Annotated in this window: 26 protein-coding genes; 9 read left to right on the top strand and 17 right to left on the bottom strand. The window is 73.0% G+C overall.

What is annotated here, in order from left to right:
- From C4U03_RS40965 to C4U03_RS01545, 5 genes are all read left to right on the top strand, one after another.
- Positions 1-232 (top strand): hypothetical protein (locus C4U03_RS40965; RefSeq protein ID WP_200826961.1); only part of this gene is annotated, 232 nt, incomplete at its 5' end.
- A gap of 452 nt (positions 233-684) precedes the next feature.
- Complete coding sequence (locus C4U03_RS01560) at positions 685-1947, top strand: hypothetical protein (protein ID WP_103935778.1); 1263 nt, start codon at positions 685-687, stop codon at positions 1945-1947.
- Between the two features lie 92 nt (positions 1948-2039).
- The gene (locus C4U03_RS01555; protein ID WP_103935777.1) at positions 2040-2534 is read left to right on the top strand and encodes a hypothetical protein; all 495 of its coding nucleotides are present in this window, start codon (positions 2040-2042) and stop codon (positions 2532-2534) included.
- Positions 2535-2603: 69 nt separating this feature from the next.
- Positions 2604-2945 carry a hypothetical protein gene (locus tag C4U03_RS01550; protein WP_103935776.1) on the top strand — a complete coding sequence of 114 codons (342 nt, stop codon included), beginning with the start codon at positions 2604-2606 and terminating at the stop codon, positions 2943-2945.
- A 231-nt stretch (positions 2946-3176) separates the two neighbouring features.
- Positions 3177-4865: a CocE/NonD family hydrolase gene (locus C4U03_RS01545; RefSeq protein WP_103935775.1), complete on the top strand. Its 1689-nt coding sequence runs from the start codon at positions 3177-3179 to the stop codon at positions 4863-4865.
- 19 nt (positions 4866-4884) lie between these two features.
- Here the strand turns inward: C4U03_RS01545 and C4U03_RS01540 are convergent, their stop codons facing one another.
- Complete coding sequence (locus tag C4U03_RS01540; protein ID WP_103935774.1) at positions 4885-6525, bottom strand: alkaline phosphatase D family protein; 1641 nt, start codon at positions 6523-6525, stop codon at positions 4885-4887.
- Between the two features lie 162 nt (positions 6526-6687).
- Between C4U03_RS01540 and C4U03_RS01535 the strand changes: the two genes are divergently transcribed.
- Positions 6688-6954, top strand: a complete 267-nt coding sequence (locus C4U03_RS01535; protein WP_103935773.1) for a DUF1876 domain-containing protein — start codon at positions 6688-6690, stop codon at positions 6952-6954.
- A gap of 39 nt (positions 6955-6993) precedes the next feature.
- Here the strand turns inward: C4U03_RS01535 and hisF are convergent, their stop codons facing one another.
- From hisF to hisD, 8 genes are read right to left on the bottom strand one after another with little or no spacing between them, the layout of a single operon-like run.
- Positions 6994-7764, bottom strand: a complete 771-nt coding sequence (gene hisF, locus C4U03_RS01530; RefSeq protein ID WP_103935772.1) for an imidazole glycerol phosphate synthase subunit HisF — start codon at positions 7762-7764, stop codon at positions 6994-6996.
- Between the two features lies 1 nt (position 7765).
- On the bottom strand, positions 7766-8152 hold the full coding sequence (locus C4U03_RS01525; protein ID WP_200826960.1) for a RidA family protein: 387 nt from the start codon (positions 8150-8152) through the stop codon (positions 7766-7768).
- Positions 8149-8871, bottom strand: coding sequence for a bifunctional 1-(5-phosphoribosyl)-5-((5-phosphoribosylamino)methylideneamino)imidazole-4-carboxamide isomerase/phosphoribosylanthranilate isomerase PriA (priA, locus tag C4U03_RS01520; RefSeq protein WP_103935771.1), 723 nt, complete (start codon positions 8869-8871; stop codon positions 8149-8151). Before priA ends, C4U03_RS01525 begins: the two co-directional genes overlap by 4 nt.
- 46 nt (positions 8872-8917) lie before the next feature.
- On the bottom strand, positions 8918-9547 hold the full coding sequence (gene hisH, locus C4U03_RS01515) for an imidazole glycerol phosphate synthase subunit HisH (protein ID WP_103935770.1): 630 nt from the start codon (positions 9545-9547) through the stop codon (positions 8918-8920).
- Positions 9544-9714, bottom strand: coding sequence for a hypothetical protein (locus tag C4U03_RS40960; protein WP_200826959.1), 171 nt, complete (start codon positions 9712-9714; stop codon positions 9544-9546). The genes hisH and C4U03_RS40960 overlap by 4 nt, the downstream gene beginning before the upstream one ends.
- Before the next feature lie 3 nt (positions 9715-9717).
- Positions 9718-10311: an imidazoleglycerol-phosphate dehydratase HisB gene (gene hisB, locus C4U03_RS01510; protein WP_103935769.1), complete on the bottom strand. Its 594-nt coding sequence runs from the start codon at positions 10309-10311 to the stop codon at positions 9718-9720.
- Positions 10308-11408 (bottom strand): histidinol-phosphate transaminase, encoded by a 1101-nt coding sequence (locus C4U03_RS01505; RefSeq protein WP_103935768.1) that lies wholly within the window; start codon positions 11406-11408, stop codon positions 10308-10310. The genes hisB and C4U03_RS01505 overlap by 4 nt, the downstream gene beginning before the upstream one ends.
- The gene (hisD, locus tag C4U03_RS01500) at positions 11405-12712 is read right to left on the bottom strand and encodes a histidinol dehydrogenase (RefSeq protein WP_103935767.1); all 1308 of its coding nucleotides are present in this window, start codon (positions 12710-12712) and stop codon (positions 11405-11407) included. Before hisD ends, C4U03_RS01505 begins: the two co-directional genes overlap by 4 nt.
- Positions 12713-12852: 140 nt before the next feature.
- Here hisD and C4U03_RS01495 point away from each other — a divergent pair, with 140 nt between their 5' ends.
- The gene (locus C4U03_RS01495; RefSeq protein WP_103935766.1) at positions 12853-13515 is read left to right on the top strand and encodes an LON peptidase substrate-binding domain-containing protein; all 663 of its coding nucleotides are present in this window, start codon (positions 12853-12855) and stop codon (positions 13513-13515) included.
- Between the two features lie 78 nt (positions 13516-13593).
- Positions 13594-14088 (top strand): Cys-tRNA(Pro) deacylase, encoded by a 495-nt coding sequence (ybaK, locus tag C4U03_RS01490; RefSeq protein ID WP_103935765.1) that lies wholly within the window; start codon positions 13594-13596, stop codon positions 14086-14088.
- Here the strand turns inward: ybaK and C4U03_RS01485 are convergent.
- From C4U03_RS01485 to C4U03_RS01460, 6 genes are all read right to left on the bottom strand, one after another.
- Positions 13972-14571 (bottom strand): hypothetical protein, encoded by a 600-nt coding sequence (locus C4U03_RS01485; protein ID WP_235017563.1) that lies wholly within the window; start codon positions 14569-14571, stop codon positions 13972-13974. The two genes, ybaK and C4U03_RS01485, sit on opposite strands and share 117 nt — an antisense overlap.
- A 201-nt stretch (positions 14572-14772) precedes the next feature.
- Positions 14773-16131, bottom strand: a complete 1359-nt coding sequence (locus tag C4U03_RS01480; RefSeq protein ID WP_103935764.1) for a UDP-glucose dehydrogenase family protein — start codon at positions 16129-16131, stop codon at positions 14773-14775.
- Between the two features lie 47 nt (positions 16132-16178).
- Positions 16179-17342 carry a right-handed parallel beta-helix repeat-containing protein gene (locus tag C4U03_RS01475; RefSeq protein ID WP_200826958.1) on the bottom strand — a complete coding sequence of 388 codons (1164 nt, stop codon included), beginning with the start codon at positions 17340-17342 and terminating at the stop codon, positions 16179-16181.
- A 12-nt stretch (positions 17343-17354) separates the two neighbouring features.
- Positions 17355-19316, bottom strand: coding sequence for a right-handed parallel beta-helix repeat-containing protein (locus C4U03_RS01470; RefSeq protein ID WP_103935763.1), 1962 nt, complete (start codon positions 19314-19316; stop codon positions 17355-17357).
- A complete protein-coding gene (locus tag C4U03_RS01465) occupies positions 19313-21442 on the bottom strand; it encodes a right-handed parallel beta-helix repeat-containing protein (RefSeq protein WP_103935762.1) in 2130 nt (709 codons plus the stop codon). The genes C4U03_RS01470 and C4U03_RS01465 overlap by 4 nt, the downstream gene beginning before the upstream one ends.
- 1 nt (position 21443) lies before the next feature.
- Entirely contained in the window at positions 21444-22697 is a 1254-nt protein-coding gene (locus C4U03_RS01460; RefSeq protein WP_200826957.1) for a glycosyltransferase family 2 protein, read from the bottom strand.
- 615 nt (positions 22698-23312) lie between these two features.
- On the opposite strand from C4U03_RS01460, the gene C4U03_RS01455 reads away from it, so the two are divergent.
- Positions 23313-24041: a DUF6882 domain-containing protein gene (locus C4U03_RS01455; RefSeq protein ID WP_103935760.1), complete on the top strand. Its 729-nt coding sequence runs from the start codon at positions 23313-23315 to the stop codon at positions 24039-24041.
- Here the strand turns inward: C4U03_RS01455 and C4U03_RS01450 are convergent.
- Together C4U03_RS01450 and C4U03_RS01445 are read right to left on the bottom strand one after the other, a co-directional pair.
- The gene (locus tag C4U03_RS01450; RefSeq protein WP_103935759.1) at positions 24028-24684 is read right to left on the bottom strand and encodes a response regulator; all 657 of its coding nucleotides are present in this window, start codon (positions 24682-24684) and stop codon (positions 24028-24030) included. The genes C4U03_RS01455 and C4U03_RS01450 overlap by 14 nt on opposite strands.
- Positions 24681-25874: a sensor histidine kinase gene (locus C4U03_RS01445; RefSeq protein ID WP_235017560.1), complete on the bottom strand. Its 1194-nt coding sequence runs from the start codon at positions 25872-25874 to the stop codon at positions 24681-24683. Before C4U03_RS01445 ends, C4U03_RS01450 begins: the two co-directional genes overlap by 4 nt.
- Positions 25875-26039: the final 165 nt, after the last annotated feature.

Below are 26039 nucleotides of genomic sequence, written 5' to 3'. Positions count from 1 at the left end.
GAAGCACGAGCGCGAGGACCACGAGCGCGGGAAGCACGAGCCCAGGGAGCACGACCGCGAGGAGCACGAGCGTAAGAAGCACGAGCGCGAGAAGCAGGAGCGCGAGGAGCACGAGCGTAAGAAGCACGAGCGCGAGAAGCAGGAGCGCGAGGACCACGAGCGCAGGAAGCACGAGCGCGAGAAGCACGAGCACGAGCACGAGAAGAAGGAAGAGCGTCACCAGTACCTCTGACCGAGGGCGATCCCCGGTGCAACGTTCGATCGCGCCGATCGTGATGTGATCCGTCCACCCGTATGAGGAGGACGGGTGCCGAGGGGCAGGGACCGTAGGTCCTCGGCCCCTCGGCCGTTCGGCCGGATGTGGCGCACCCCTGGGGGCAGGCACCTCGCGAAGCGGCATCTTCGGACAGCGGCGGTCCCCGACCGGACCTCCGCCGACGACGGGCGCGCAAGTCGCCGGCCGGCGCTGGGGCTCTCCCTGGCCGGCCGGCGTTCGGAGGCGGTGGCGGGTCACAGGTCCACCGGCGGGCGGTGGACCTGTGACCGGCGAGCGGTGGATATCGCCCAGTCCCGTCCGGGACCGGGCGGCGCGGCGGCGTCGAGGTGCGGCCCTCGACGCGGCGGGGCCACCGCGACCGTGAATAAGACTTGCCCGGTCTAGGGTCGTCTGCGCATATTGGCGCAGTGAACAGGGTCGTCATCGAATCAGCGGGCACGCTGCACGGGCAACTGCAGCGGGGTCTGGGCAGGGCCGCGCGCCGGGCGGCGGGGAGCACGGGCGCGGGGGAACTCGTCTTCGACTGCATACGCCGCGATCCGCGGTGGGATCGGCAGGTGGAGTCGCGCGGCCTGTACTACGCCCGGCTGGTGGTTGACCTGGAGCTGCCGGTGGGACCGATCGGCGCGTGCCTGCTGGAGCCGGCCGACGGTGACGAGTGGCGGGGGCGGCTGGCCCTGGACGTGCTGACCGAGCTGGTCAGGCTGAGCCGGCGGGAGGCGGCCGGGGCGTTGCGGGCCTGCGCCGAGGAGGGCGAGCAGTGGTTCGAGGCGGTGGACGCGCTGATCGGGCTGGGCGACCCGGCGCTGGCCGAGGGCCTGGACGAGCTGGTGGTGTCCCGCTGTGACGACCGCGACCTCGACTGGTTGATCACCGACCCGGACAACGCGGTGGTCCGGCACTGGGCGGGACGGCGGCCGCAGATCGCCGCCGCGCTGGGGCGGCGCCGGCGCGGCCGGGGCAGGCCGGGCGGGCCGCGGGCCGGACGCCGGGGCGGGCCCGGCGGGGACCGGTCGGCCAGTTCCGACTCCGAGCTGCTCGACCTGGCCCGGCGGCGCGACGACGACGGCGCCGTGGCGGCGATCTTCGAGCTGGGCCGGCGGCGCACCCCGGCGCTGCTCGACCTGGCCGAGGAGCTGCTGCCGCAACGCGATGGGCGGTGGGGCGGCGCGTTGTGCCGGGCGCTGCGGGAGTACGGGGCGGCGGCGCTGCCGAGGGCCAGGGCGTGGGCCCGCGCCCATGCCGGCTGTGAGGACCTGGCGTTGTGCATCCTGTCGCGGCACGGCACCCATCAGGACATCCCGATCCTGATGGCCGAGTTGGAGGCCGCGGTGGGGCGGGAGTCGTGGGGGGCCGCCGCCGGGCCCGTGGAGGGCCTGGGCAGGCTGCGCGCCGGTGAGGCCGTCCCGTTGCTCAAGCGGACCTGGACCGATTCCGCCTATTCGTATCTACGGCCCCGCGTGCTGACCGCGTTGACCCGTACCGCGCCCCACACCGCCGAGGCGTACGCCGTCGAGGCGCTGTGGGACTGTGAGGACGACACCCGGCGGGTGGCCGCGACGGCCGCCCCGTTCACCGACGACACCCGGCTCCGCCTCCACCGCCTGCGCTCCGACCCCGCCGAGGACCAGCGGGTCCGCGCCGCCGCCTCGGACCGGCTGATGTTCTGAGACCTCCGGCGTCCCTCGATGAACCCCGGCCGTCACCGGCCGCGTATGTCCCTGCGAAGTCACGGTGTTTCACCTTCGTGGAAGGACGGCCGATGGGACGCCCGCACAACTTCCGACCGGATCCCGGACGGGCCCGCCGCGCGGCACTGCGCGGGGCCCTGACCGCGGCCTGTGGCGCCGCCCTGCTGCTGGGCGGGTGCTCGGCCGGCGGGTCGGGGCAGAACGCGGGCGGGGACGACCCGCCCGGCGTGACGGTGGCCGGGCTGGAGGACCTGGCGAGCAAGGCGGGCTGCACGCTGCAGAGCCAGACCAAGGCCGAGGAACTGCGGCAGGGCGCCTGCCAGACCAGCAAGGGCCGGTACACGCTGGTGACCTTCACCACCGAGGAGGGCCAGGGCAACTGGCTCAGGGAGGCCAAGCCCTGGGGCGGCACCTATCTGGTGGGGCCCCGCTGGGTGGCGGTGGGCACCGAGCAGACGCTGCAGACGCTGCGCCAGGACCTCGGCGGCGAGATCCAGGCCGGCGACGACCACGGCCAGGGCGGGAAGCACGAGGACGGGAACCACGGGGGTCACACCCCGGGATGATCCGGCGACAGCCGATTGTCCTCCTCGGGGAGGGCGGCCCCCGCGCGGCCGCGCCGTAGACTCGACGGCATGATCCTTCCTGCTCGTCGACTGCTCGCCGTGCTCCCCCTCGTTCTGCTGCCCCTGGGCGCGGTCGCCGCGTGCGGCGGGGAGGGCACCACGACGGACTGCTCGCTCAACGCCTGCACCGTGACCTTCGACCGGGGCGTGGACGCCAACGCCTCGATCCTGGGGGTCAAGGCCGAACTGGTGGGAGTGCAGGGTGACAACGTCACGCTGCGGATCGGCGGCCAGCAGGTCACCGTTCCGGTGGACGGGCAGCAGCAGGTCGAGGGGCTGAACGTCGCGGTCCAGTCCGTCACCCAGGACAACGTGGTCGTCAAGATCTCCGGCGGCGGCGAAGGCGGCTGACCAGCCGCCCCCGGGCCGCCCGCGCCGTGGCCGCGGCAATGCGGACCTTCGAAGGCGCCGGCCAGGTCCAGCGCATGGTCGGCACCCGGCCCGGTCACAGGGGCAGGGAAATTCGGACATAACGGGCGGGTATGGTTACCTGTTGGTAATGCCTGTCACGGCCCGCCGGGAGATCCCCTCCGGGCCGCCATCGCGCCCCTGCACCGCCCGAGGGCGCACGAGGAGGACGCCATGCCCCTCATGGCACGCCTGCCCGTCCCCGCCCGTCGGCTGCAGTTCCCTCGCGGCCCCTTCGGCTACACCGTGCAGCGCGACCTGCCGGTGACGATGCCGGACGGGGTCACGCTGCTGGCCGACCGGTACGCGCCCGCCGGGGTGCCGGACCCGCCGACCATCCTGGTCCGTACCCCCTACGGCCGCCGGGGGGTGCCCGCCGTCATGGCGGGCCTGCCGTTCGTCCCGTTCGGGTTCCAGCTGGTGGTGCAGAGCGCGCGCGGCACGTTCGGCTCCGGCGGCGAGTTCGACCCGCTGGGCAGCGAGCAGGAGGACGGCCTGGCCACCGTGGAGTGGCTGCGGCGGCAGTCGTGGTTCGGCGGGTCGTTCGCCACCTACGGCGCCAGCTACCTCGGCTACTCCTCCTGGGCGCTCGCGGCGGGCGCCGGGCCGGAGCTCAAGGCGATGTCCGCGCAGATCACCGCCTCCTCCTTCCGCGACGCGGCGTACGTGGGCGGGTCGTTCGCGCTGGAGACCGTACTGATGTGGTCGGACCTGACCGCCCGCCAGGAACGGCGGCTCGGCATGGTCAACGGGGCGCTGCTGTCCAGGCGCCGGGCCCGGCGCGCCGCGCGCACCGGCCGCCCGCTGGCCGAGTTGGACTCGCTGGCCACCGGCGCGGCGGTGCGCTTCTACCAGGATCTGCTGGTCAACAGCGAGCCCGGCGCCGACTACTGGCGGACCCGGGACTTCACCGCCACCGTCGGCGAGGTCGCCGCCCCGGTGACGCTGCTGGGCGGCTGGTACGACATCTTCCTGCCCTGGCAGCTGAAGGACTACGCGGCGCTGCGCGCTGCCGGCAAGCGCCCGTACCTGACGATCGGGCCGTGGTGGCACTCCGACGCCCGGCACGGGGTGGTGGCCATGCGCGAGTCGCTGGCCTGGTTCCGTGCCCACCTGCGGGGCGACTTCTCCGGCCTGCGCGCCCACCCGGTGCGGGTGTACGTCACGGGGGCCAGGCAGTGGCGCGACTACCTCGACTGGCCGCCGCCGAGCATGCGGCACCACCGCTGGCACCTGCACCCCGGGTACGGGCTGGGCGAGGAGGGGCCGCAGGCAGCCCCGCCGAGCCGCTACCGGTTCGACCCGGCCCACCCGACCCCGGCGCTCACCGGGCCGAGTCTGCTGGGCAGTTGCAAACCGGTCGACCAGCGGCCCCTGGAGCGGCGCCCGGACGTTCTGGTGTTCACCTCGGCGCCGCTCCGCCACGATCTGGACGTCATCGGCCCAGTGTCGGCGGAGCTGTACGTGCGCTCGGACCGGGAGCACACCGACTTCATGACCCGGCTGTGCGACGTCGCGCCGGACGGCACCTCGTTGAACGTGTGCGAGGGCGGCCTGCGGCTGCGTCCCGGCGACCCGCCCGCAGACGCCGACGGGATCCGCCGGGTGACGGTCGAGCTGTGGCCGGCCGGTCACCGGTTCCGCCGCGGCCACCGCATCCGGGTGCACGTGGCCAGCGGGGCGTTCCCGCTGGTGGCCGCCAATCCCGGCACGGGCGAGCCGCTGGGCAGCGCCGCCGCCCGGGTCGGGGCGCACCAGGAGGTGTTCCATGACCCGGACCACCCGTCGGCGATCCTGCTCCCGGTGGTCGAACGGTCCGCCGAACGCACCGTGGACGACCCGGAGGCCGTGGAGGACTGCTGACCTCCGCCCGGCCCCGCGGTCAGCGTGTGCTCAGCCGGGTCAGCCGCTGCGATCCGGCAGCCACCGCGAACGAGGCCATGCGCGAGGAGGCGGCGTCGCGGCGGGTGCGGTCCGACAGCGCGAACCAGTCCATCCGCACCCGCTCGGCGGTCAGGTCGATCACGCCGTAGCCGTGCGAGTCCAGTTCCGACCAGCGCACGTGCCGGTTGGTGGCCGCCACCGCCGCCTCGGCCGCCAGGGTCAGCGTGCGCGGCGGCACGCCCAGGATGTCGTCGATGTTGTCGCTGGTCACCGAGGGCACCACCATCTCGGTGGCCACTGACGGCGTGCGGGGGTAGGTGGCCGCGGTCAGCGGCACCTCGTTGGCCCAGGAGGTGTGGATGTCGCCGGTCAGGAACACGGTGTTGTCGATCCGGCCGTCGTGCAGGTGCCCCAGCAGTTCCCGGCGGTCGGCGGTGTAGCCGTCCCACTGGTCGGGGTTGATCGTGTAGCCCCCGGCGGGGACGCCCAGCAGCCTGCCCAGCGGGCCCAGCAGGTGGGCGGGCACCGAGCCGATCGCCACCGGGCTGATCATCACCGAGTTGCCGATCAGCCGCCAGCGGGCCCGCCCCACGCTGGCCGACAGGCCCGACTTCAGCCAACGCATCTGCGCGTCGCCGGTGATGGTGCGGGACGGGTCGTCCACCGCCAGGCCGCTCTCCTGCCGGGACCGGTAGCCGCGCAGGTCCAGCATGGTCAGCTCGGCCAGCCGCCCGAACCGCAGCCGCCGGTGGATGGCGCCGCCCGCGCGCACCCGTACCGGCATCCACTCGAAGTACGCCTTGCGGGAGGCCGCCAGCCGGGCCGCGTAGGAGCCCTCGGTGGCCGGGTCATGGTTCTGCGCGCCACCGGACCAGGCGTCGTTGGCGACCTCGTGGTCGTCCCAGACGATCATCCACGGGTGGCGGGCGTGCAGCGCCTGCAGGTCCGGGTCGGTCTTGTAGAGGGCGTGCCGCATCCGGTAGTCGGCCAGGGTCAGGATCTCGTGCGCCGGCACGTTCGCGCGTACGACCTTGCCCCCGGCGTCGAACTCTCCGCCGGCGTACTCGTAGATGTAGTCGCCGAGGTGGATGATCCCGAACAGGTCGCCGCGCGCCGCCAGATGGCGGTAGGAGGCGAAGTGGCCCGCCTCCCAGTTGGAGCAGGACACCACCCCGAACCGCAGCGCCGCCACCTGCGCGTTCACCGGCGGCGCGGTGCGGGTGCGGCCCACCGGCGACGGCCTGCCGTCCAGCAGGAACCGGTAGTGGTACGTGGTGCCCGGGGTCAGGCCGCCCACGTCCACCTTGACCGTGTGGTCACGGTCGGGACCGGTGCGGAACGTGCCCCGGGCCACGATGCGCCGGAACGCGGCGTCCCGCGCCACCTGCCAGCCGACGTCCACCGCCGGACCCCGGCCCGAGCCGGGCCCCGCCTCGTCGGTGGGGGTCACCCTGGTCCAGATGATCACCGCTGTGGGCAGCGGGTCTCCGGAGGCCACGCCGTGCCGGAAGAACGTGCCGGACGCGGCGTGCGCGGGGTGCGCGGGGTGCGCGCCGGCGGCGGCCAGGCCGAGGGAGGAGATCCCCAGCGCTCCGGCACCGCCCGCCCTGAGGAATCCGCGACGATCAAGAGGGGTCACGGCTGTGAAACCTACTCACCTTCGGGGCCGGCGGGAAGGGTCCGACCACAAGGGGTCATCGACCGTTCATCTCCGCCCCGGTCCGGCTGTCCGGTGCGTGGGCTTCACAGCCGCCGCCACCTGGGGGAATGTAGAGAGAGCACGTTCTCGCAGGAGGGGGCCATGAACGAGAACAAGAGTTGGCGGCTGACGGTGGACATCGTCGAGCAGGAGCGCTACACGGAGGCGGAGGCCAGGCTGGAGACCCCCAGCGGCACGCTGACCGGCCGGGGCGTCGCCCGCCGTAACCCGCGCGACGCCGACGTGCCCAGCATCGGCGACGAACTGGCGGTCTCACGGGCGCTGTCGGAGCTGTCACACGGGCTGCTGGACGCCGCCGCGCGGGAGATCAGCCAGGTCGAGCACCGCAGAGTACGCCTGTCCCACTGACGTCCCGCCGACCCCGGCGGCCGGGCACGCCCGGCCCGGTCAGCGGACCGGGTGCCCGGCCGAGCGCAGCGTGTCCTTGACCGCGGAGATCTTCAGATCGCCGAAGTGGAACACACTGGCGGCCAGGACCGCGTCCGCCCCGGCGGCCACCGCCGGGGCGAAGTGCTCCAGCGCGCCCGCTCCCCCGCTGGCGATCACCGGGACCGTCACCGCGGCGCGGACCTGCTCCAGCATCGCGAGGTCGAAGCCGTCCTTGGTGCCGTCGGCGTCCATGGAGTTGAGCAGGATCTCGCCCACACCCAGTTCCTGGCCCCGGCGCGCCCACTCCACAGCGTCAATGCCGGTGCCCCGCCGTCCGCCGTGCGTGGTCACCTCGAACCCGGACTTCGTCGGCTCGCCGTCGGTGACCCGGCGGGCGTCCACCGACAGCACGATGCACTGGGATCCGAACCGGTGCGCAGCCTCGCGCAGGAACTCCGGGCGGGCGATCGCCGCGGTGTTGATCGACACCTTGTCGGCCCCGGCGCGCAGCAACCGGTCGACGTCGGCCACCGTACGGATGCCGCCGCCCACCGTCAGCGGGATGAACACCTCCTCGGCCGTCCGCCGCACCACGTCGTAGGTGGTGGACCGGTCGGCGCTGGAGGCCGTGATGTCCAGGAAGGTCAGCTCGTCGGCGCCCTCGGCGTCATAGCGCCGGGCCAACTCCACCGGGTCGCCGGCGTCGCGCAGGTTCTGGAAGTTGACGCCCTTGACCACCCGGCCCGCGTCCACATCCAGGCAGGGGATCACCCGTACCGCCACGGCCATCTCACGCACCTCCCCGGTAGGCGTCCATCTCGATCTCGACCAGCATCCGCGAGTCGATGAGCCCGGCCACGACCAGCATGCTGGCGGCCGGCCGCACGTCGGCGAAGAACTCGCCGTGCGCCCGCCCCACCTCGGCCGCGTCCCCGGCCCGGGTGATGTACATGCGGGTGCGGACCACGTCCTTGGCCGACAGGCCCAGCCGCTCCAGCGCCCCCAGCGCGATCCGGATCGCGGTGCGGGCCTGCTCGTACGGGTCGCCCTCGTGCACCACCTCGCCGTCCACGGTGGCCGTGCAGCCGGACACCAGCGCCAGGTCGCCGGCCAGCACCGCGCGCGAGTAGCCGATGGACTCCTCCCACGGGCCTCCAGAGGAAATGCGCTCGATCAACGCGACACCGCCGCCAGCGCCTCCTGGAGGGTGAACGCCTGGGCGTACAGCGCCTTGCCGACGATCGCGCCCTCCACCCCGTCGCCGACCAGCCCGGCCAGCGCCCGCAAGTCGTCCAGGGACGACACCCCGCCGGAGGCGATCACCGGCTTGTCGGTGCGCGAGCACACCTCACGCAGCAGGTCGGTGTTGGGGCCGCGCAGCGTGCCGTCCTTGGTCACGTCCGTCACCACGTAGCGGGGGCAGCCGTCCTCCTCCAGGCGGGCCAGCACCTCCCACAGGTCGCCGCCCTCCCGGGTCCAGCCCCGGGCGGCCAGCGTGGTGCCGCGCACGTCCAGGCCGACCGCGATCCGCTCGCCGTACTCGGCGATGATCTTGCGGCACCACTCGGGGTTCTCCAGCGCGGCGGTGCCGATGTTGACCCGCGCGCACCCGGTGGCCAGCGCCGCCTCCAGCGAGGCGTCGTCGCGGATGCCGCCCGACAGCTCCACCCGCACGTCCAGCCGCCCGGTCACCTCGGCCAGCAGCTCCCGGTTGGAGCCCCGCCCGAACGCCGCGTCCAGATCCACCAGATGGATCCACTCCGCCCCGGCCCCCTGCCAGGCCAGCGCCGCCTCCAGCGGCGAGCCGTAGGAGGTCTCGGTGCCGGCCTCGCCCTGCACCAGCCGGACGGCCTGGCCGTCGGCGACGTCGACGGCGGGAAGGAGCGTCAAGGTCATCGCAGAACCCATCTGTCGCCGCGAAATGCGCAAGATCTCGCGTGGTCTAGAGCGTGGACAGCCAGTTGCGGAGCAACTGGGCGCCGGCGTCGCCGGACTTTTCGGGGTGGAACTGCGTGGCGCACAGGGCGGTGTTCTCCACGGCGGCCACGAACGGCTCGCCGTGCTCGGCCCAGGTGACCACCGGCGGGGTCAGCCGCCCCGGGGGCAGCTCCCAGCGGCGCACCCCGTAGGAGTGCACGAAGTAGAACCTGGTGTCGGCGTCCAAGCCCTGGAACAGGACCGAGTCCGAGGGGGCCCGGACGGTGTTCCAACCCATGTGGGGCAGGATCGGGGCGTGCAGGCGCTCCACCGTGCCAGGCCACTCGGCGCAGCCCTCGGTGGCGACGCCGTGCTCGACGCCCTTGCCGAACAGGATCTGCATGCCCACGCAGATGCCCAGGACCGGGCGGCCGCCCGCCAGCCGGCGGCCGATGATCTGTTCGCCCCGGATGGCGCGCAGACCCTCCATACAGGCCGCGAACGCGCCGACTCCGGGCACGACCAGTCCGTCGGCCGCCAGTGCCGCGTCGAAGTCACTGGTGACGGTCACCTCGGCGCCGGCGCGGGCCACCGCCCGCTCGGCCGAGCGAAGGTTCCCCGACCCGTAGTCGAGGACGACGATCTTGGGTTTCACAGCCGCAACGCTCCCGCCGTGACGGCCAGTGCAGTGAGCACCAGCAGGATCAGCGCGCCGACCTTGAGGCCCTGCCTGAGGAAGCTGATCACGCCCGTCAGCAGGAAGAGCGCCAGGCCGAACAGCGCCACGTTCAGGTAGGTGAAGTGCAGGCCCCCGATGTCCACGGGCTACAGCGCCCCCTTGGTCGAGGGCACGCCCTGGACGCGGGGGTCGAGGGCGACGGCGTCGCGCAGCGCGCGGGCCAGCGCCTTGAACTGGGCCTCGACGATGTGGTGGGCGTTGCGGCCGTAGGGGACGTGCACGTGCAGCGCGATGCGGGCGTTGGAGACGAACGACTCCAGGATGTGCCGGGTCAGCGTGGTGTCGTAGTCGGGGCCGATCATCGGCGCCATGCCCGCGGGCTCGGTGTGCACCAGGTAGGGGCGGCCGGCGAGGTCCACGGTGACCTGGGCCAGCGACTCGTCCAGCGGCACCGAGGCGTCGGCGAACCGGCGGATGCCGGCCTTGTCGCCGAGGGCCTGGGCGAACGCCTGGCCGAGCGCGATCGCGGTGTCCTCGATGGTGTGGTGGCTGTCGATGTGCAGGTCGCCGGTGGTCTTGACGGTCAGGTCGAACAGCCCGTGCTTGCCGAGCTGGGCGAGCATGTGGTCGAAGAAGCCGACGCCGGTCGCCACGTCCACCTGCCCGGTACCGTCGAGGTCGATCTCGACGGCGACGGTGGTCTCCTTGGTGCCGCGCTCGACGCGACCAATGCGGCTCACTGGTTCTCCTTCAATGCGGTCGTCAGGGCGGAGCGGAAGGCCGCCATCTCCTCGGGGGTGCCCACGCTGACCCGCAGCCATTCGGGCGGGCCGACCTCGCGGATCAGCACGCCCTGATCCAGCACCGCCTGCCACACCCGGCGGCGGTCGGGGAAGGCGCCGAACAGCACGAAGTTGGCGTCGGAGTCGGCCACCCGCAGGCCCTGTGAGCGCAGCCATCCCACGATCAGGTCGCGTTCGGCGCGCAGCGTGTCCACGGTGCCGAGCAGTTCCTCGGCGTAGGTCAGCGCGGTGCGGGCGACGGCCTGGGTCACCGAGGACAGATGGTACGGCAGCCGGACCAGCAGCAGCGCCTCGATCACGGCGGGGTCGGCGGCCAGGTAGCCCAGCCGGGCGCCGGCCATCGCGAACGCCTTGGACATGGTGCGGGTGACGATCAGGCGCGGGTGCTCGGGCAGCAGTTCCAGCGCCGACAGGGTGTCCTCCCTGCGGAACTCCCCGTACGCCTCGTCCACCACCACCATGCCGGGCGCGGCCGACAGGACGGCCTCCAGGGCCTCCAGCGGCAGCGCGGTGCCGGTCGGGTTGTTGGGCGAGGTGAGGAACACCACGTCGGGGCGGTGCTCGGCGATGGCGGCGACAGCCCGTTCGGGGTCGAGGCCGAAGTCCTCGTCGCGCTGGGCGTTGATCCACTCGGTCCCGCTGACATGGGTGATGATCGGGTGCATCGAGTAGGACGGCTCGAAGCCCAGGGCGCGCCGGCCCGGCCCGCCGAACGCCTGCAGGATCTGCTGGATGATCTCGTTGGAGCCGTTGGCGGCCCACACCCGCTCGGCGGTCAGGTCCGCGCCGGGCGTGTCCCGGTTGAGGAACTCCGCCAGGTCGGCGCGCAGCGCCACCGCGTCCCGGTCGGGATAGCGGTTGAGTGCGGCGGCGACGTCGGCGACCGCCTCCCCCAGCGCCTTGACCAGCTGCGGCGAGGGCGGGTAGGGGTTCTCGTTGGTGTTCAGCCGCACCGGCACGTCCAGCTGGGGCGCGCCATAGGGCCGCCGCCCGCGCAGGTCCTCGCGCAGCGGAAGGTCGTTCAGGGACGTCACTCGGGGATCTCCCAGTCGAAGCGGGCCTTCATCGCGGCGCCGTGGGCGGGCAGGTCCTCGGCCTCGGCCAGCGCCACCACCCGGGCGGTGGCCTGGGCCAGCGCGGGCTCGTCGTACTCCACCACGTGCACGCCGCGCAGGAACGACTGCACCGACAGGCCCGAGGAGTGGCACGCGCAGCCGCCGGTGGGCAGCACGTGGTTGGACCCGGCCAGGTAGTCGCCCAGCGACACCGGCGAGTGCGCCCCGATGAAGATCGCGCCGGCGTTGCGGACGCGCCCGGCCAGCTCGTGGGCGTCGGCGGTCTGGATCTCCAGGTGCTCTGCGGCGTAGGCGTCGACCACCCGCAGCCCGGCCTCCAGGTCGTCGACCAGCACGATGCCGGACTGGCGGCCGGCCAGCGCCTCGGTGATGCGCCCGGCGTGCTTGGTACGGGCGACCTGCGCGGCCAGCTCGCGCTCGACGGCGGCGGCCAGCTCCACACTGTCGGTGACCAGCACGGCGGCGGCCAGCGGGTCGTGCTCGGCCTGGCTGATCAGGTCGGCGGCCACGTGCACCGGGTCGGCGGTGGCGTCGGCGAGGATCGCGATCTCGGTGGGCCCGGCCTCCGAGTCGATGCCGATCACGCCCCGCAGGTGCCGCTTGGCGGCGGCCACCCAGATGTTGCCGGGGCCGGTGACCAGGTTGACCGGACGGCACTCCTCGGTGCCGTAGGTGAACATCGCGATGGCCTGGGCGCCGCCGGCGGCGTACACCTCGTCCACGCCCAGCAGCGCGCACGCCGCCAGGATCGCCGGGTGCGGGCGGCCGCCGAACTCCGGCTGCGGCGGGGAGGTGACGGCCAGCGAGCCGACCCCGGCCTCCTGCGCGGGGACGACGTTCATCACGACGCTGGAGGGGTAGACGGCCCGGCCGCCCGGCACGTACAGGCCGACGCGGTCGACGGGGATCCATCGCTCGGTGACCGTGCCGCCGGGCACGACCTGGGTGGTGACGTCGGTGCGGCGCTGGTCGCGGTGGACCAGGCGGGCGCGGCGGATCGACTCCTCCAGCGCGTCGCGCACCGCCGGGTCGAGGGTGGCCAGCGCCTCGGCGATGGCGGCGGCGGGCACCCGGAGCGCGTCCAGCTCGACGCCGTCGAGGTCACGGGTGTACTCCCGGACCGCCGCCGAGCCGCGATGGCGCACGTCCTCGCAGATGGGCCGCACCTTCTCCAGGGCGGCCGCGACGTCGAGCTCGGCGCGGGGCAGCACGGAGCGCAGGTCGCCGGGCAGCGAACCGCGCAGGTCAATACGGGAGATCACCGGTCCAGTCTACGGAGGACGGCCGGCGGGACGGGCACCGGTCTCAGGACCTGAGATTTCCTGCCGCGACCTTGCCCGGCCCTTCACCATCTGAGATTTTCTCCCCCGCCATGATCATTACCGCCGGGTAGGCTGGTCGGGTGACCGTACGGCTGCCGCTGTTTCCCCTGGGTACGGTGCTTTTCCCCGGGCTGGTGCTGCCGCTGCACATCTTCGAGGAGCGCTACCGGCTGCTGGTGCGCGAGCTGCTGGAGGAGCCGGAGCCGCGCCGGTTCGGCGTCATCGGCATCGAGCTCGGCCACGAGGTGGGGACCACTGCGGCGCGGCGGCTGGCCGGGGTCGGCTGCGCCGCCGAGGTACAGACCGTCAGCGCGCACCCCGACGGCCGGTTCGACCTGGTGACGGTGGGCGCCGACCGGTTCCGGCTCAAGGAGGTGGACGACTCCGGGCCGTACCTGACCGGCGAGGTGGACCTGCTGCCCGACGAGGCCGGCGAGGCCCCCGTCCCGGCCGCCCGGCAGGTCGCCGGGCTGTTCCGGCGCTACCGGCACCGGCTGGCGTCGGCGGGCGTCGACCTGGCCGAGCCGGTCGAGCTGCCCGAGGATCCGGTACGGCTGTCGTACCTGGTCGCCGCCGCCGTGGTGCTGGACCGCGACGAGAAGCAGCGGCTGCTGGAGACCGGGGACGCCACCGCGCGACTGCGGGCCGAACGGGACCTACTGACGCGCGAGAACCGGCTGCTGGACGTGCTGCCGGCGGTGCCTGCCAGCCAGTTCATCGAGGGCGCGGTCCATCCCAACTGAGCCCGTCCCCCACGCCTCCCCCGCGGGCCGGGCGGATATCGGCGTGCGGGAGGCGATCGCGGGCGGCAGACTGCCCCCATGAGTTCGAGCAAGAAGGGCGGCGGGCAGACCCCGGCGACGGTCGCCGCCGCCAAGGCCAAGGTTGCCTTCACCCTGCATCCGTACGACGTGGAGCACGGCACCGACAACTACGGGGCGGCGGTCGCCGACGCCCTGGGCGTGCCGCGCGAGCGGCTGTTCAAGACGCTGGTTGCTGCGGTGGACGGCGAGCTGACCGTCGGGGTGGTGCCGGTCTCGGGCGGCCTGGACCTCAAGGCGCTGGCCGCCGCGGCGGGCGGCAAGAAGGCGCAGCTGGCCGACCCGCCGGTGGCCGAGCGGGCGACCGGCTACGTGGTGGGCGGGATCAGCCCGCTGGGGCAGCGGCGGCGGCTGCCGACCGTGATCGACGATTCGGTCTCAGGGCTCGACACGGTCCTGGTCTCCGCGGGGCGGCGCGGCCTGCAGATCGAGCTGGCCCCCGCCGACCTCGTCCGGCTCACCGGCGCCGTCCTGGCCCCGATCGCGCGGGGCTAGCCGGGCCAGCACGGCCTCCAGCACTCCGTAGACCGCCACGGCCAGCAGCGGCCAGGACACCACCACTCCGACGGCGTGCAGATCGGCCGGGCTCTCCACGGCCCGGCCGGCGGCGGCCCGCACCGCCTCCTCGAAGCCGCCCTGCCCCACGCGATGGCCGGTCCACCAGGCCAGCAGCGCGGCGGCCGTTCCTCCGGTGCCCAGCCCCAGCAGCAGCGGAACGTCGTTGTCCCGGCCCCCCGCCAGGTAGGCCAGCACCCCGCACAGCACCCCGGCGGCCCCGGTGACCAGCGCGTACCGGCCGTCCCCGGCGATCAGTGCCTGGGTCTCGGGGTCGGCGAGCACGAGATGGCCGTCCAGCATCAGATACCGCACCGGCGGCGCGATCGCCGCCCACAGCAGCCCCGCCGGCGGCCCCAGGACCGCCAGCAGCACCGTGGTCACCGCCCAGATCCGCAGCCCCCGCACGCCCGGTCGGCCCACTCGCTCGTCCCCCTTGACCGTGACACGTCCCGTGTCTGCCCGGTACGGAAGCCTAGCCCGCACCGTTACGGCGATCGACGGCGCGGACGCCCGCCCGGCACCACTGTGATCGGTGTTCCACCGGTCGCCCGGCAGGGCGAGGGGACACGCTCCGCCTCCGGGCGGGGCGGCGCGGGAACGGGCGCCGCCCCCGCCGCGCGGCTAGTGGCCGCCCCGCCGGTCGTCCGGCCAGGAACGGCCGAGCGCGCGGTACTCCCAGCCGGCGGCGCGCCACACCTCGGGGTCCAGGGCGTGCCGGCCGTCCACGATCCGGCGGTGCGCGGTCACCTTGGCCATCGCCTCGGGGTCGATCTGGCGGAACTCCGCCCACTCGGTGAGCAGCACCACCACGTCGGCGTCGCGCGCCACGTCCAGCGCGCTGGAGCCGTACCGCAGCTCGGGGTAGGCGCGGCGGGCGTTGTCCAGCGCGGCCGGGTCGTAGACCCGCACGTAGGCGCCCAGGCCGTGCATGGTGCGCGCCACGTCGAGGGCGGGGGCATCCCGGATGTCGTCGGAGTTGGGCTTGAACGCCGCGCCCAGGCAGGCGATCCGCTTGCCGTCCAGGCGACCGCCGAGCAGCTCGCGCACCAGGTCGACGGTGCGGGAACGACGGCGGCGGTTGATCGCGTCCACCTCGCGCAGGAACGAGACCGCCTGCCCGACGCCGATCTCCTCGGCGCGGTGCGCGAACGCCCGGATGTCCTTGGGCAGACAGCCCCCGCCGAAGCCCAGGCCGGGCTGCAGGAACCGGCCGCCGATCCGGTCGTCGTGGGCCAGTGCCGCGGCCAGGTCACTGACGTCGGCGCCGGTGGCCTCGCATACCTCGGCCATCGCGTTGATGTAGGAGATCTTGGTGGCCAGGAACGAGTTGGCGGCCACCTTGACCAGCTCGGCGGTGGCCAGGTCGGTGACCACGACCGGGGTACCGGCGTCGATCACCGGCCGGAAGGCGGCGGTCAGCCGCTCCCGGGCCCACTCGGAGGCCACGCCGAAGACCAGCCGGTCGGGGCGCAGCGTGTCGTCGACGGCGTAGCCCTCGCGCAGGAACTCCGGGTTCCAGGCCAGCTCCACCTCCTCGCCCGCCGGGGCCAGCTCGCGGACCGTGTGGGTCAGCCGGGCGGCGGTGCCCACCGGCACCGTCGACTTGCCGACCACCAGCGCCCGCCGGGTCAGGTGCGGGGCCAGCGCGCCGACCGCCGCGTCCACGTAGCTGATGTCGCAGGCGTCCGAGCCCGGCATCTGCGGGGTGCCCACGCAGATGAAGTGGACGTCGCCGAACTCGGCGGCCTCGGCGTAGGAGGTGGTGAACCGGAGCCTGCCCGACTCCAGGGTCTTGGCCAGCAGTTCGGGCAGGCCGGGCTCGAAGAACGGCACCTGCCCGGAGGCCAGTTTGGCGATCTTGTCGGCGTCCACGTCGACGCCGAGCACCTCAAAGCCCAGTGAGGCCATGCAGACCGCGTGGGTGGCACCCAGATAGCCGGTGCCGATCACGGTCAGGCGCGGGGGTGCGGCCGTGTCCATTCGCTTCTCCCTCGTGTGTCGGTGCGGCGCCTCGGCGGCCGCGGAAGTCAGGTGCACTGCCCCTTGTCGGTGAGCGGGCCCCCGGTGACCTTGTTGTCGCAGTCGATGGTGTTGCCGCCGGCGGTGTCCTTGATCCCGACGCCGCCTCCGCCGCCGAGGTCGATGGTGTTGCCGCGGAACACGTTGCCGGTGCCCCAGCCCTTGACGATCTCGTGGGTCTGGAAGCCGTCCTCGTTGGTCTCGGTGCCCCGGTTGTCCTCGATGACGTAGCCGTTGCCCTTGACGTCCACCCAGGAGTCGTTGTGCTTGGAGCCGCCCAGCACCGAGCCGTCGAAGATGTTGCCGACGATGCGGCCGCCGGTGGTGCCCTCCTTGACGTCGATCGCCTCGGCGGTGGCGCGGATGACGTTGCCGCGCACCACGTTGCGGTCGCTGCGGTCCATCTTCCCGCCGGAGAACTGCTTCCAGTTGCTCTCGGCGGTGCCCAGGTAGACGCCCTCGCCGAACTTCTCGCGGCGCAGCCCGGTGTTGTAGATCAGGTTGTACTGGACGGTGTTGCCGCTGCTGAAGTTGCGCAGGTGGATCGCCTCGTCGCCGATGTCGTGCACCCGCAGGTCCTGGATCACCGCGCCGTCGGTGGTGTCGGCCATGACGCCCTTCTGGCTGTTGCGGACGGTGAAGCCCACCAGCCGCCAGTGGCTGGCCTGGTTGAGGTGGAGGGCGTAGCCCTTCTTGATCCCGCCGCCGTCGAGGACGGCGTTCTCTCCCCCGCACAGGAAGATCGGCTTGTCCTCGGTGCCGGCGGCGCGGGCCACGAACTTGCCCACGTAGATGCCGTCCTCCAGGTGGATGCTGTCGCCGGGCTCGGCGGTGCTCAGCGCGGTCTGCAGCTCCCGGGCGTCGCCGACCGTCCTGGTGGCGGCCGGGCAGACGACGCGTCCCTCGCCGTCGGGCACCTCGATGTCCGGCGGCGGCCCGGCGGAGGTGAACGGCTCGCCCTCCTCGCCCGCCTCCTCGATGTCCTCCTCGGCGTCCTCGCCGCGGTCCTCGGACGCTCCGGCGCCGACCGGCCCCCGGGGCATGGGCACGCTCTGGTCCGCGGCCCGCTCGCCGTCCTGCCCGCCGCTCATCAGCACCACCACCAGGGCGCCCATCACCAGCGCGCCGATCAGCAGGCCCGCCACGAACTTCAGATCGATCTTGTCTGTCATGCCGCCAGGTTCCTATCGACTGCCCACACCGGTGAACTCGTCCCGCCGCTCGCCGGGCTGCGCACCGGCGGGCTCGGGACGTTCCAGCACCACCGCGGGACGCTCCTCCAGCACCCGCTGCAACTCGTAGGGGTGCACGTCACGGCGACGGCCGATGCGCGGCCCGATCTCCCGCGAGCGCAGCGCCGAGACGACCACGAGCAGGAACACGCCCGCCCAGATGATGTTCATCGGCTTGGCGATCCGCTTGACCTGCGTCCAGAACGCGGCGGTCTCCTGCCAGCCGCCGGTGTTGTTGTTGCGCACGGTCACCTGACCGTCCGACCTGACCTGGTCGATGGCGCTGCGCCCGGCCCCGGCCAGGGTGTTGCCGACGATCTGGGTGCCGGTGGTGTCGCCGAGCAGGGTCACCCCGTGCAGCGTCGCCGACCGTACGGTGTTGCCGCTGATCACCGCGTTGGAGGCGCGGACGAACAGGGCGGTGCGGGTGTCCCGCACGATGTTGCCGCTGATCTGGGCGCCGCTGACGCCGTCGCGGACGGCAATGCCCTGGCGGCGCTGGCCGGTCAGCTCGTTGCCGGAGACCCGCACGCCCCGGGCCCCGCCGCCCACCACGATGCCCATGTCGCCGCCCACCACCCGGCTGGTCTGCACGGCCAGGTCGACCCCGCCGAGGACCTCGATGCCGTAGCGGCCGTTGTCGCGGGCGGTACTGCTGATCACCGAGCTGTCGCCGAAGCCCTCGATCGCCTCGCCGGAGGCCGAGGGGCCCTCGGCCAGCGGCAGCCCGTTGAGGGTGAAGCCGTTGCCGCCGTTGCCCTCGGCCAGGCAGCCGGTGATGTTGACCTGCTCGGTCGCCCGCGACAGCACGAACCCGTCGCCGCGGCTGCCGGTGACGGTGGTGTTCTCGATGGTGGCGTTGCGGGCGAAGCGGTGCATCAGCACGCCGTGCACCAGGCTGTCGCGGACCACCGTGTCGACGATCTGGGTCTGGTTGGAGCCGGTGATGAACACGCCGTAGGCGTTGCCGGTGATGGTGGTGTTCTCGATCGTGCCGGTGGCCAGGTTGGCGGACGGGATCGAAAAGCCGTTGGCCGAGCCGCCCCGGGCGGGGGTCACCTCGATCGTGTTCAGGCCGCCTCCGGTGGTCTCGCGCCGCCCGTCGGGCATCTGCACGATCTGGCGGCGCGGCTTCCACTGGGCGCGCGGCACGAGCTCGGAGGAGTCGTTGGGCCGGTCCGACCCGGTGATGGCGATGCCGCCGGTGCGGCCGCTCCAGAATCCCAGGTGCGACACGTGGGTGTGGCGCATCCGCAGCTCGCCGCCGATCGCCCGGATGTAGGCGCGGCCGTCGGCCACCTGGGTGTCCGACCGGCCGGTCTCGGGGTTCCAGCTGGTGATGTTGACCGGGTTCTGCGCCGAGCCGTTGATGCGGATGCTGGCGCCGACCCCCACGATGGAGGTGAACGAGCCGGGGACGCTGGCCATGCGCAGGTGCAGCGGCCCGCTGGCGCTCTGCAGCACCAGCTTGGCGCCGGGCGCCACGAAGACGTTGATGCCCAGTAGGTAGGACCCGTCGCTCTGCTGCTCGAAGTCCTCCTGGCCGTAGCGCTCCAGATCGGCCACGTAGTAGGGCTTGCTGCGCTTGGTGAGCACCAGGGTCCGGCCGTTGGCCGAGCTGGCGATGTGCGGCTGGCGCACCTGCGCGGCGCGCGGCCCGCCCCGGGCCAGCGCCGACGTCAGCACCGCGCGGGTCTGCATGACCCGCAGGTCCTCCTGGTCGACCAGGGTCGCCTGCTGCTGGGCGTCCTGCGGCCGGACGTCGTCGACCGCGGGCATCGGCTCCTCGCCGTTGAGGTACGCCATGTAGGCGTAGGTGCCGCCGCCGGACGCCCCCAGCACCAGCAGCGTCACCAGGACCCTGCCCATCCTGCGCCGCCTGCGCGGCGGCCGCTCTCCCCCTTGGTGGGTCATGTCAGGGCCCCTTCTCCCGAAGCGCCGTTGTGGGATCGCGGGGTCGTGTCGGCCCCGTACCGCGGGATGCGGCGTTGCAGCACCTGTGGGAGGCGCTCCTCCAGCCGGGTCTGCCGGGCGTACGGGTGGACGCCGCGGCGCACGCTCGGACCGGCCTCGCGCGAGCGGAGCGCGGAGATGATCACCAGCAGGAAGACGGCCGCCCACACCAGGTTCATGGGCTTGATCCACCGCTGGGCCTTCATCCAGAGGGTGGAGGTGTCGGTCCACCCGTCGGTGTTGTTGTCGGCGCGTTCCACACGTCCCTGGGAGCGGGAGACGTGCACCGCGCTGGTCCCGGCGCCCCGGATGGTGTTGCTGGTGACCTCCGTGCCCTCCGAGCCGCCGAGCACCGAGATGCCGTGCGCCTTGGGCACCTTGGCGACCTGGATGGTGTTGCCGATGATCGTGGTGGTGGAGTCGCGGACGTAGATCCCGGTGACCGGGCCGTTGACGATGTTGCCGCCCACGGCGGCGCCGGTCACCCCGTCGCGCAGCGCGATGCCGTGCCGGCGCTGCCCGGTGACCGTGTTGCCGGAGATCCGCACGTCGACGGCCCCGGCGCGGACCACGATGCCCATGTCGCCGCCGACGATCCGGCTGCCCTGCACCGACAGCTTCCGGCCGCCGAGCAGTTCGACGCCGTAGCGGCCGTTGTCACGGGCGGTGCTGCCGCTCACCGAGCTGTCGCCGTAGCTGACCAGGGACTCCCCGGAGGCCGAGGGACCGTCGGCCAGCGCCTGCCCGTTGAGGGTGAAGCCGTTGCGGCCGTTGCGCTCGGCGATACAGCCCACGACACGGACCTTCTCGGTGGCCCGCGACAGCACGAACCCGTCGCCGCGGCTGCCGGTGACGGTGGTGTTCTCGATGGTGGCGTTCTTGGCGAAGCGGTGCATCAGCACGCCGTGCACCAGGCTGTCGTGGACCCGGTTGCCGATGACCTGGGTCTGGTTGGAGCCGGAGACGAACAGTCCGTAGGCGTTGCCGGTGATGACGCTGTTCTGGATGGACCCGCTCACCAGTTCCTCGGCGGGCAGGTGCGAGGCGGTGCCGCCGGCCGGGCCGAGCTCGACGTCGCCCGGCCCGCCGCCGTCGCCGCCCTGGCCGTTGCGGTTGCGCTCCAGCCGCAGCCGCTTGTCCTCGTGGCGCTGCGCCTTGCTGCGGTGCTTGACGGCGCTGGTCGGCCGGTCGGTGCCGGTGAGCGCGATCCCGCCGGTGCGGCCGCTCCAGAAGCCCAGATGGGAGACCGCGGCGTACTCCATCTTGAACTTGCCGCCGACCGCGCGGATGTAGGCCCGGCCGTCCTCCACGGCGGTGTCGGGCCCTTTGTCCGGAACGTTCCAGCTGGTGACGCGGATCGGGGAGCGCGCGGTGCCGATCAGGTCGATGTCGCCGCCGAAGCTGACGATGGAGCTGAACGCGCCCGGGCCGCTGCCCATCCGGATGACCAGCGGCCGGCTGCCGCTCTGCAGCAGCAGTTCGGCGCCGTCGGCCACGAAGACGTGGATGCCCAGCAGGTAGGAGCCGTCGGACAGCCGCCGGAAGTACTTGCCGCCGCCGGCCGCCGCCAGGTCGGTGATGGTGTACGGGTCGTCGCGCTCGGGTAGCACCAGCGTCTTGCCGTGCGCGGAGCCGTAGATCTGCGGCTGCTTCCAGTAGGCCGACGACACCCCGCCGATCTGCAGCATCGCCGCCAGCACCGCCCGGGTCTGGATGATGCGCTGGTCCTCCCGGTCGACCAGGATCGCCTGGGCCCGGGCGTCCTCGGGGCGCACCGTCCCGACGTCGGCCGGGCTGGGCTCGGACGGGACCGCCGCGGACGGCGCCGGGTCGGTGCCGGCTCCCGGGGCGGTGGCGGACGGCGAGGCCGAGGCGCCCGGGGTGGTGCCGGGAGTGGCCCTTGGTGTGGTGTCGGGTGTAGTGCCTGGTGTGGCGCCGGGCGTGCGGGTCACCGTCCCGGGCGTGGGCTGGACCGGGGGGGTGGGCTCGGCGTGGGCCGCCGCCCCGCTCGCGGTGACCGCGGCCACCAGGCCGATCGCCAGCCCGCCCGCGCGGACCCTGGCGGCCTTCGAGGTGCTCGCCCTCACCTCAGGCCGCTTCCTGGAGCGTCGCGGCGGTCTGGCCCGCCCCGCCGACCTGCTCGGAGCTGCGGGTCAGCCAGCCCTGCTTGTTCATGGTGACGAACGCGTACAGCTTGATCGGCAGCGCGATCATGATCACCACCAGCGCCAGCAGCGGCAGCAGCACGATCTCCTTGGGGTGCCGCTTGAGGTGCGACCAGCCGCGGACGCCCCGGCCCAGCAGCAGCCATCCCACCGCCAGCCCGATGCCCAGCGGGGTGAGCTGCAGCCGGCTGAACAGCAGGTAGGCCAGTGTGATGCCCATGGTGACCGGGGTCAGCAGAATCTGCAGCACGGTCACCTTGGTGACGAACGGCGTCTTCCACAGCCAGCCCTTCCACAGCGCCGTCAGGTAGCAGCGGTAGGAATTGCGGCTCCAGCGGATCCGCTGTTTGACGAAGGCCCGAAAAGAGTCGGGGAACATCGACACGGCCCGCGCCGTGGACTGGTGCACGGTCTTGTAGCCGGAGGCCAGCACCAGCCAGGTCAGCCGGCCGTCGTCGCCGGCGATGCAGCGGCGGCCCAGGAAGAACTCGTTCTCCAGGTTCTCCACCACCGGCAGGATCGCCGAGCGCCGGTAGGCGGCGGTGCGGCCGGACAGGCAGGCCACCCCGCCCTTGCTGCCCATGGCCGGGACGTAGTCGTAGTAGCGCAGGTTGACCAGCCAGTCGGCGATCCGCCGCCAGACGCTGGTCTCGCGCTGGTAGACGTTCTGCTGGGTACCGACGCCGCCGACGTCGGGGTCGACGAAGGGCATCTGCACGGCCTCCAGCAGGCCCGGCTGCCACCAGGTGTCAGAGTCGGCGAACACCACGATCTCGCAGTTGGCCGCCCGGATGCCCACGCCCAGCGCCGAGCGCTTGCCGGCGTGCTCGTACACCAGCACCCGCAGCCGCGGGTCCTCCACCTGAGCCAGGCGGCGCTGGCACTCCACGTCCGCCACGTCCACGACCAGGATCAGCTCGGTGGGGTCCTGGGCCAGCCAGCTGTCCAGGCACTTGAGCAGGATGTCGGGGTCCTCCCGGTAGGACGGGATGATCACCGACACCGAGGTGCGGAAGTCGTTGACGATCGGCTTGGCCAATCGGGACAGCACGACACGGTACGCCCACAACGACCACACCAGCAGCCCCGCCAGCCCCAGCGGCACCAGCTGACGCCAGTTCCCGTCCGCGATCGCGCGCGTGTAGGCACCCTCAAGGAAATCCGAGACAGATGACAACGAACCCTCCCCCGGCGGCACCCCCGCGGTGGCCGCCCCACCGGAATGGACCATTCGCCCTTTACCGGCACCTGCGGATATTAGCGGTAAAGGATGAACCCGGGAGGTGACAATTAAGTCGACCGGCAGAATTAGCACTCTGTTTACATGACGGCCACGCACGAAACGTCGTTGTAAAGCACGCGAAGCCCGGGACCCCCCACCGCAGAGCAGCAATGACCATAGCAGGACATATGCCACAGGTCTACACCACTTCGATGCGAGACCCCCAGGTCAGCCGTGTGACCTCGGCCAAGACTCCGACAGCGCCGCCCACACCCAGCAAATCCGGCCTATATATCATCCCGCCATGATCAACCTCTGGCAGACCATGGACTTTATATTGGACGGAACATCTAGTAACGAATCCGGCAATGCCCGGAAAATGGGCGGCGACTCCGGTAAGTAAACGATCAAACACGGAAACGACATCAGGGGCCGCGCCGCCCGAGGGCGGAGCTCCGTCCGCCGGCGCCGGATGCCGGACGCGTCCGGCGGGGGCCGGGGCGGCCCGGACCCGGCCGACCCGCCGACGGGGCGGAAACCCGCGCCGATCCCTGAGATAATGTGCCCGACATGTCTGGTCCCACCACGACGCAGGCCGGGTTCAGCCCCGCCTTCCAGCGCCTCGGCGCGGCCCTCGCCGCGGTCGTCCTGCAGCAGCAGGAGACCCTGGCGGAGTTCCTGCCACGTGAGGACTGGAACGCCGACCTGACCGCGCGCACCTACTCCAGCGGCGGCGTGACGGTACGGGTGTCCCTGCTGGGCAGCTACGCGGTACGGGAACAGACCTGGCTGTGGGGGTGGGCCAACCCGCAGTTCGGCGAGGGCCACCCCGCGGTGGCGCCCACCCTGGTGGTCCGCGAGATCGGCGAGCGGCTCGGCGTGCCGGAACTGGTCACCCCCGAGGTGGACCTGTCGTGGTACGACGGCCCCGCCGGACACGGCGGCGAACTGGTCGCGATGGTGGCCGGCGGGATCCTCGGCGGGGGCGGCTACATCGGCGCCGGCTACGACGGCGGCTCGGCCTACCTGCACGTGGACGACCCGCAGACGCCGAGGGCCGGCTGGGACCCGATCCCGGTGCCCCGACTGGTCCTGAACGCGGCCGGCCTCTTCCCGCACGACCCCCGGCTCACCCTGGCCCGGTTCCTCAGCCACCACCGGGTGCCCTACCGGGAGACCTCCGCCTCGATCGAGGCCCGCACGCCCGGCGGCGGCTCCGCCCGGGCCCGCTTCGACTCCCGGGGCCGGCTGACCGACTGGCAGTCCTCGGCCGGCGGCGAGGCGTTCACGGAGGCGTGACCAGCCGGGCCTGGTAGGCGAACACCACCAGCTGGGCGCGGTCGCGGGCGTGCAGCTTGGTCATCGCCCGACTGACATGGGTCTTGACGGTGACCGGGCTGATCACCAGGTGCTCGGCGATCTCGTCGTTGGACAGCCCCCCGGCCACCAGCGCCACCACCTCTCGTTCCCGGTTGGTCAGCTCGGCGAGCCCGGCGCCGACCCGGCCGTCCAGGGGCCGGGCGACGAACTCGCCGATCAGCCGGCGGGTGATGGCCGGCGACAGCAGGGCGTCGCCGCGCGCCGCCACCCGGACGCCGTGCAGCAGGTCGGCGGGCTCGGTGTCCTTGACCAGGAAGCCGCCGGCGCCCGCTCGCAGCGCGTCGTAGACGTACTCGTCCAGGCCGTAGTTGGTCAGGATCACCACGTGCACGCCCGATAGCCGGGGGTCGGCGGCGATCCGGCGGGTCGCCTCGATGCCGTCCAGCACCGGCATCTGCACGTCGATCAGCGCCACGTCGGGCAGGTGCGCGGCGGCCAGCTCGACGCCGCGCAGCCCGTCGGCGGCCTCGGCGACCACCTCGATGTCCTCCTCGGCCTCCAGCAGCGCCCGAAATCCCGCCCGGATCAGCGGCTGGTCGTCCACCAGCAGCACCCGGATCATGACGCTTCCGGCACCGGCGCGGCCTGCGGCGGCAAAGCGGCGACGGGGATCGGCAGCTCGGCGCACACCGTGAAGCCGCCCTCGGGCCGGGGCCCGGTCCGCAGCCGCCCGCCGAGCTCGGCGACCCGCTCGCGCATGCCCACCAGCCCCATCCCGGCGCCGCCGGCGGCGCCCCCGGTGCCGAGGCCGTCGTCGTCCACCCGGACGGTCAGCGTGTCGGCGCCATAGGTGAGGCGCACCTCCGCCAACGCGGGCCCGGCATGCCGGGTGATGTTGGTCAGGGCCTCCTGGACGATCCGGTAGGCGGCCCGGCCGACCTCGGGGGGCACCGCCCGCTCGTCCCCGTCGACGGTCAGGGCGACCGGCTGCCCGGCCGAGCGCGCCCGCTCCACCAGTTCGCCGAGCCGGTCCAGCCCGCTGCCGCCCGGGTCGCCGTCGCGCAGCACCTCCAGGGTGGCGCGCAGCTCCCGCATCGCCTCGGCGCTGGCCTCCTGGACGGCCAGCAGCGCGTCCGGCACCCGCTCGCCGCGCTTGCGGGCCAGATGGACGGCCACCCCGGTCTGCACCTTGATGATCGAGATGCTGTGGGTGAGCGAGTCGTGCAGCTCGCGGGCGATCCGCAGCCGCTCCTCCCCGGCTCGGCGCAGGGCGGCCTCCTCACGGGTGCGCTCGGCCTCGGCGGCGCGCCGTTCGGCCTCCCTGACGTAGTTGCCCCACTGCCGGAACGCCCCGCCCAGCGCGGCGCTGGCCACCAGCCAGCCGGCCAGCAGGAACCGGTCCTGGACGATCTGGCGCGGGGGCAGGCCGACCTCGGCGACGGTCAGGTCGCCGGCCATCAGCACCAGCAGCGCGGCGAAGGGCAGGGCCACCGTCCGCCGGTGACCGGCCCTGGCGGCGGCGAACAGCGAGATCATCACCGGGACCGCGGCGGCCACGCCGGGATAGCCGCGCAGCAGGTAGCCGAGCCCGCACACGGTGGCGACGGCCAGCGTCGCGGCCGGGGCCCGGCGCAGGCCGACCAGCGCCAGCGCCCCGCCGAGCAGCAGGGCGACCCCGAACGCGTCCAGCCCCGTCCGTCCCGGGGGCGCGGTGGCCACACCCACCAGCACGAACACCGCCGCACCCGCCGCCATGGCGAAGTCCTGTAGCGCGTCGGGTACACGGACCCGCCGAATGCCCCGCAAACCCATGCCCGCACCATAAACCAGCCGCCACGGACCGGGCGTCCGCCGCCGAGAGGAGATCGGCGCTACTTCCCCCGCAGTACGCACGCGCCCGCTGCGCCCCCGGCGGCAGTCACGAAAGCCTTCCCTCGCGGGATGCCCCTTCGGGGTATCGACAGCCAGCATCGGTTC

The organism is Thermomonospora echinospora (assembly GCF_900108175.1).
Lineage (GTDB): Bacteria > Actinomycetota > Actinomycetes > Streptosporangiales > Streptosporangiaceae > Thermomonospora > Thermomonospora echinospora.
This window is presented reverse-complemented; position numbering and strand designations above follow the sequence as displayed.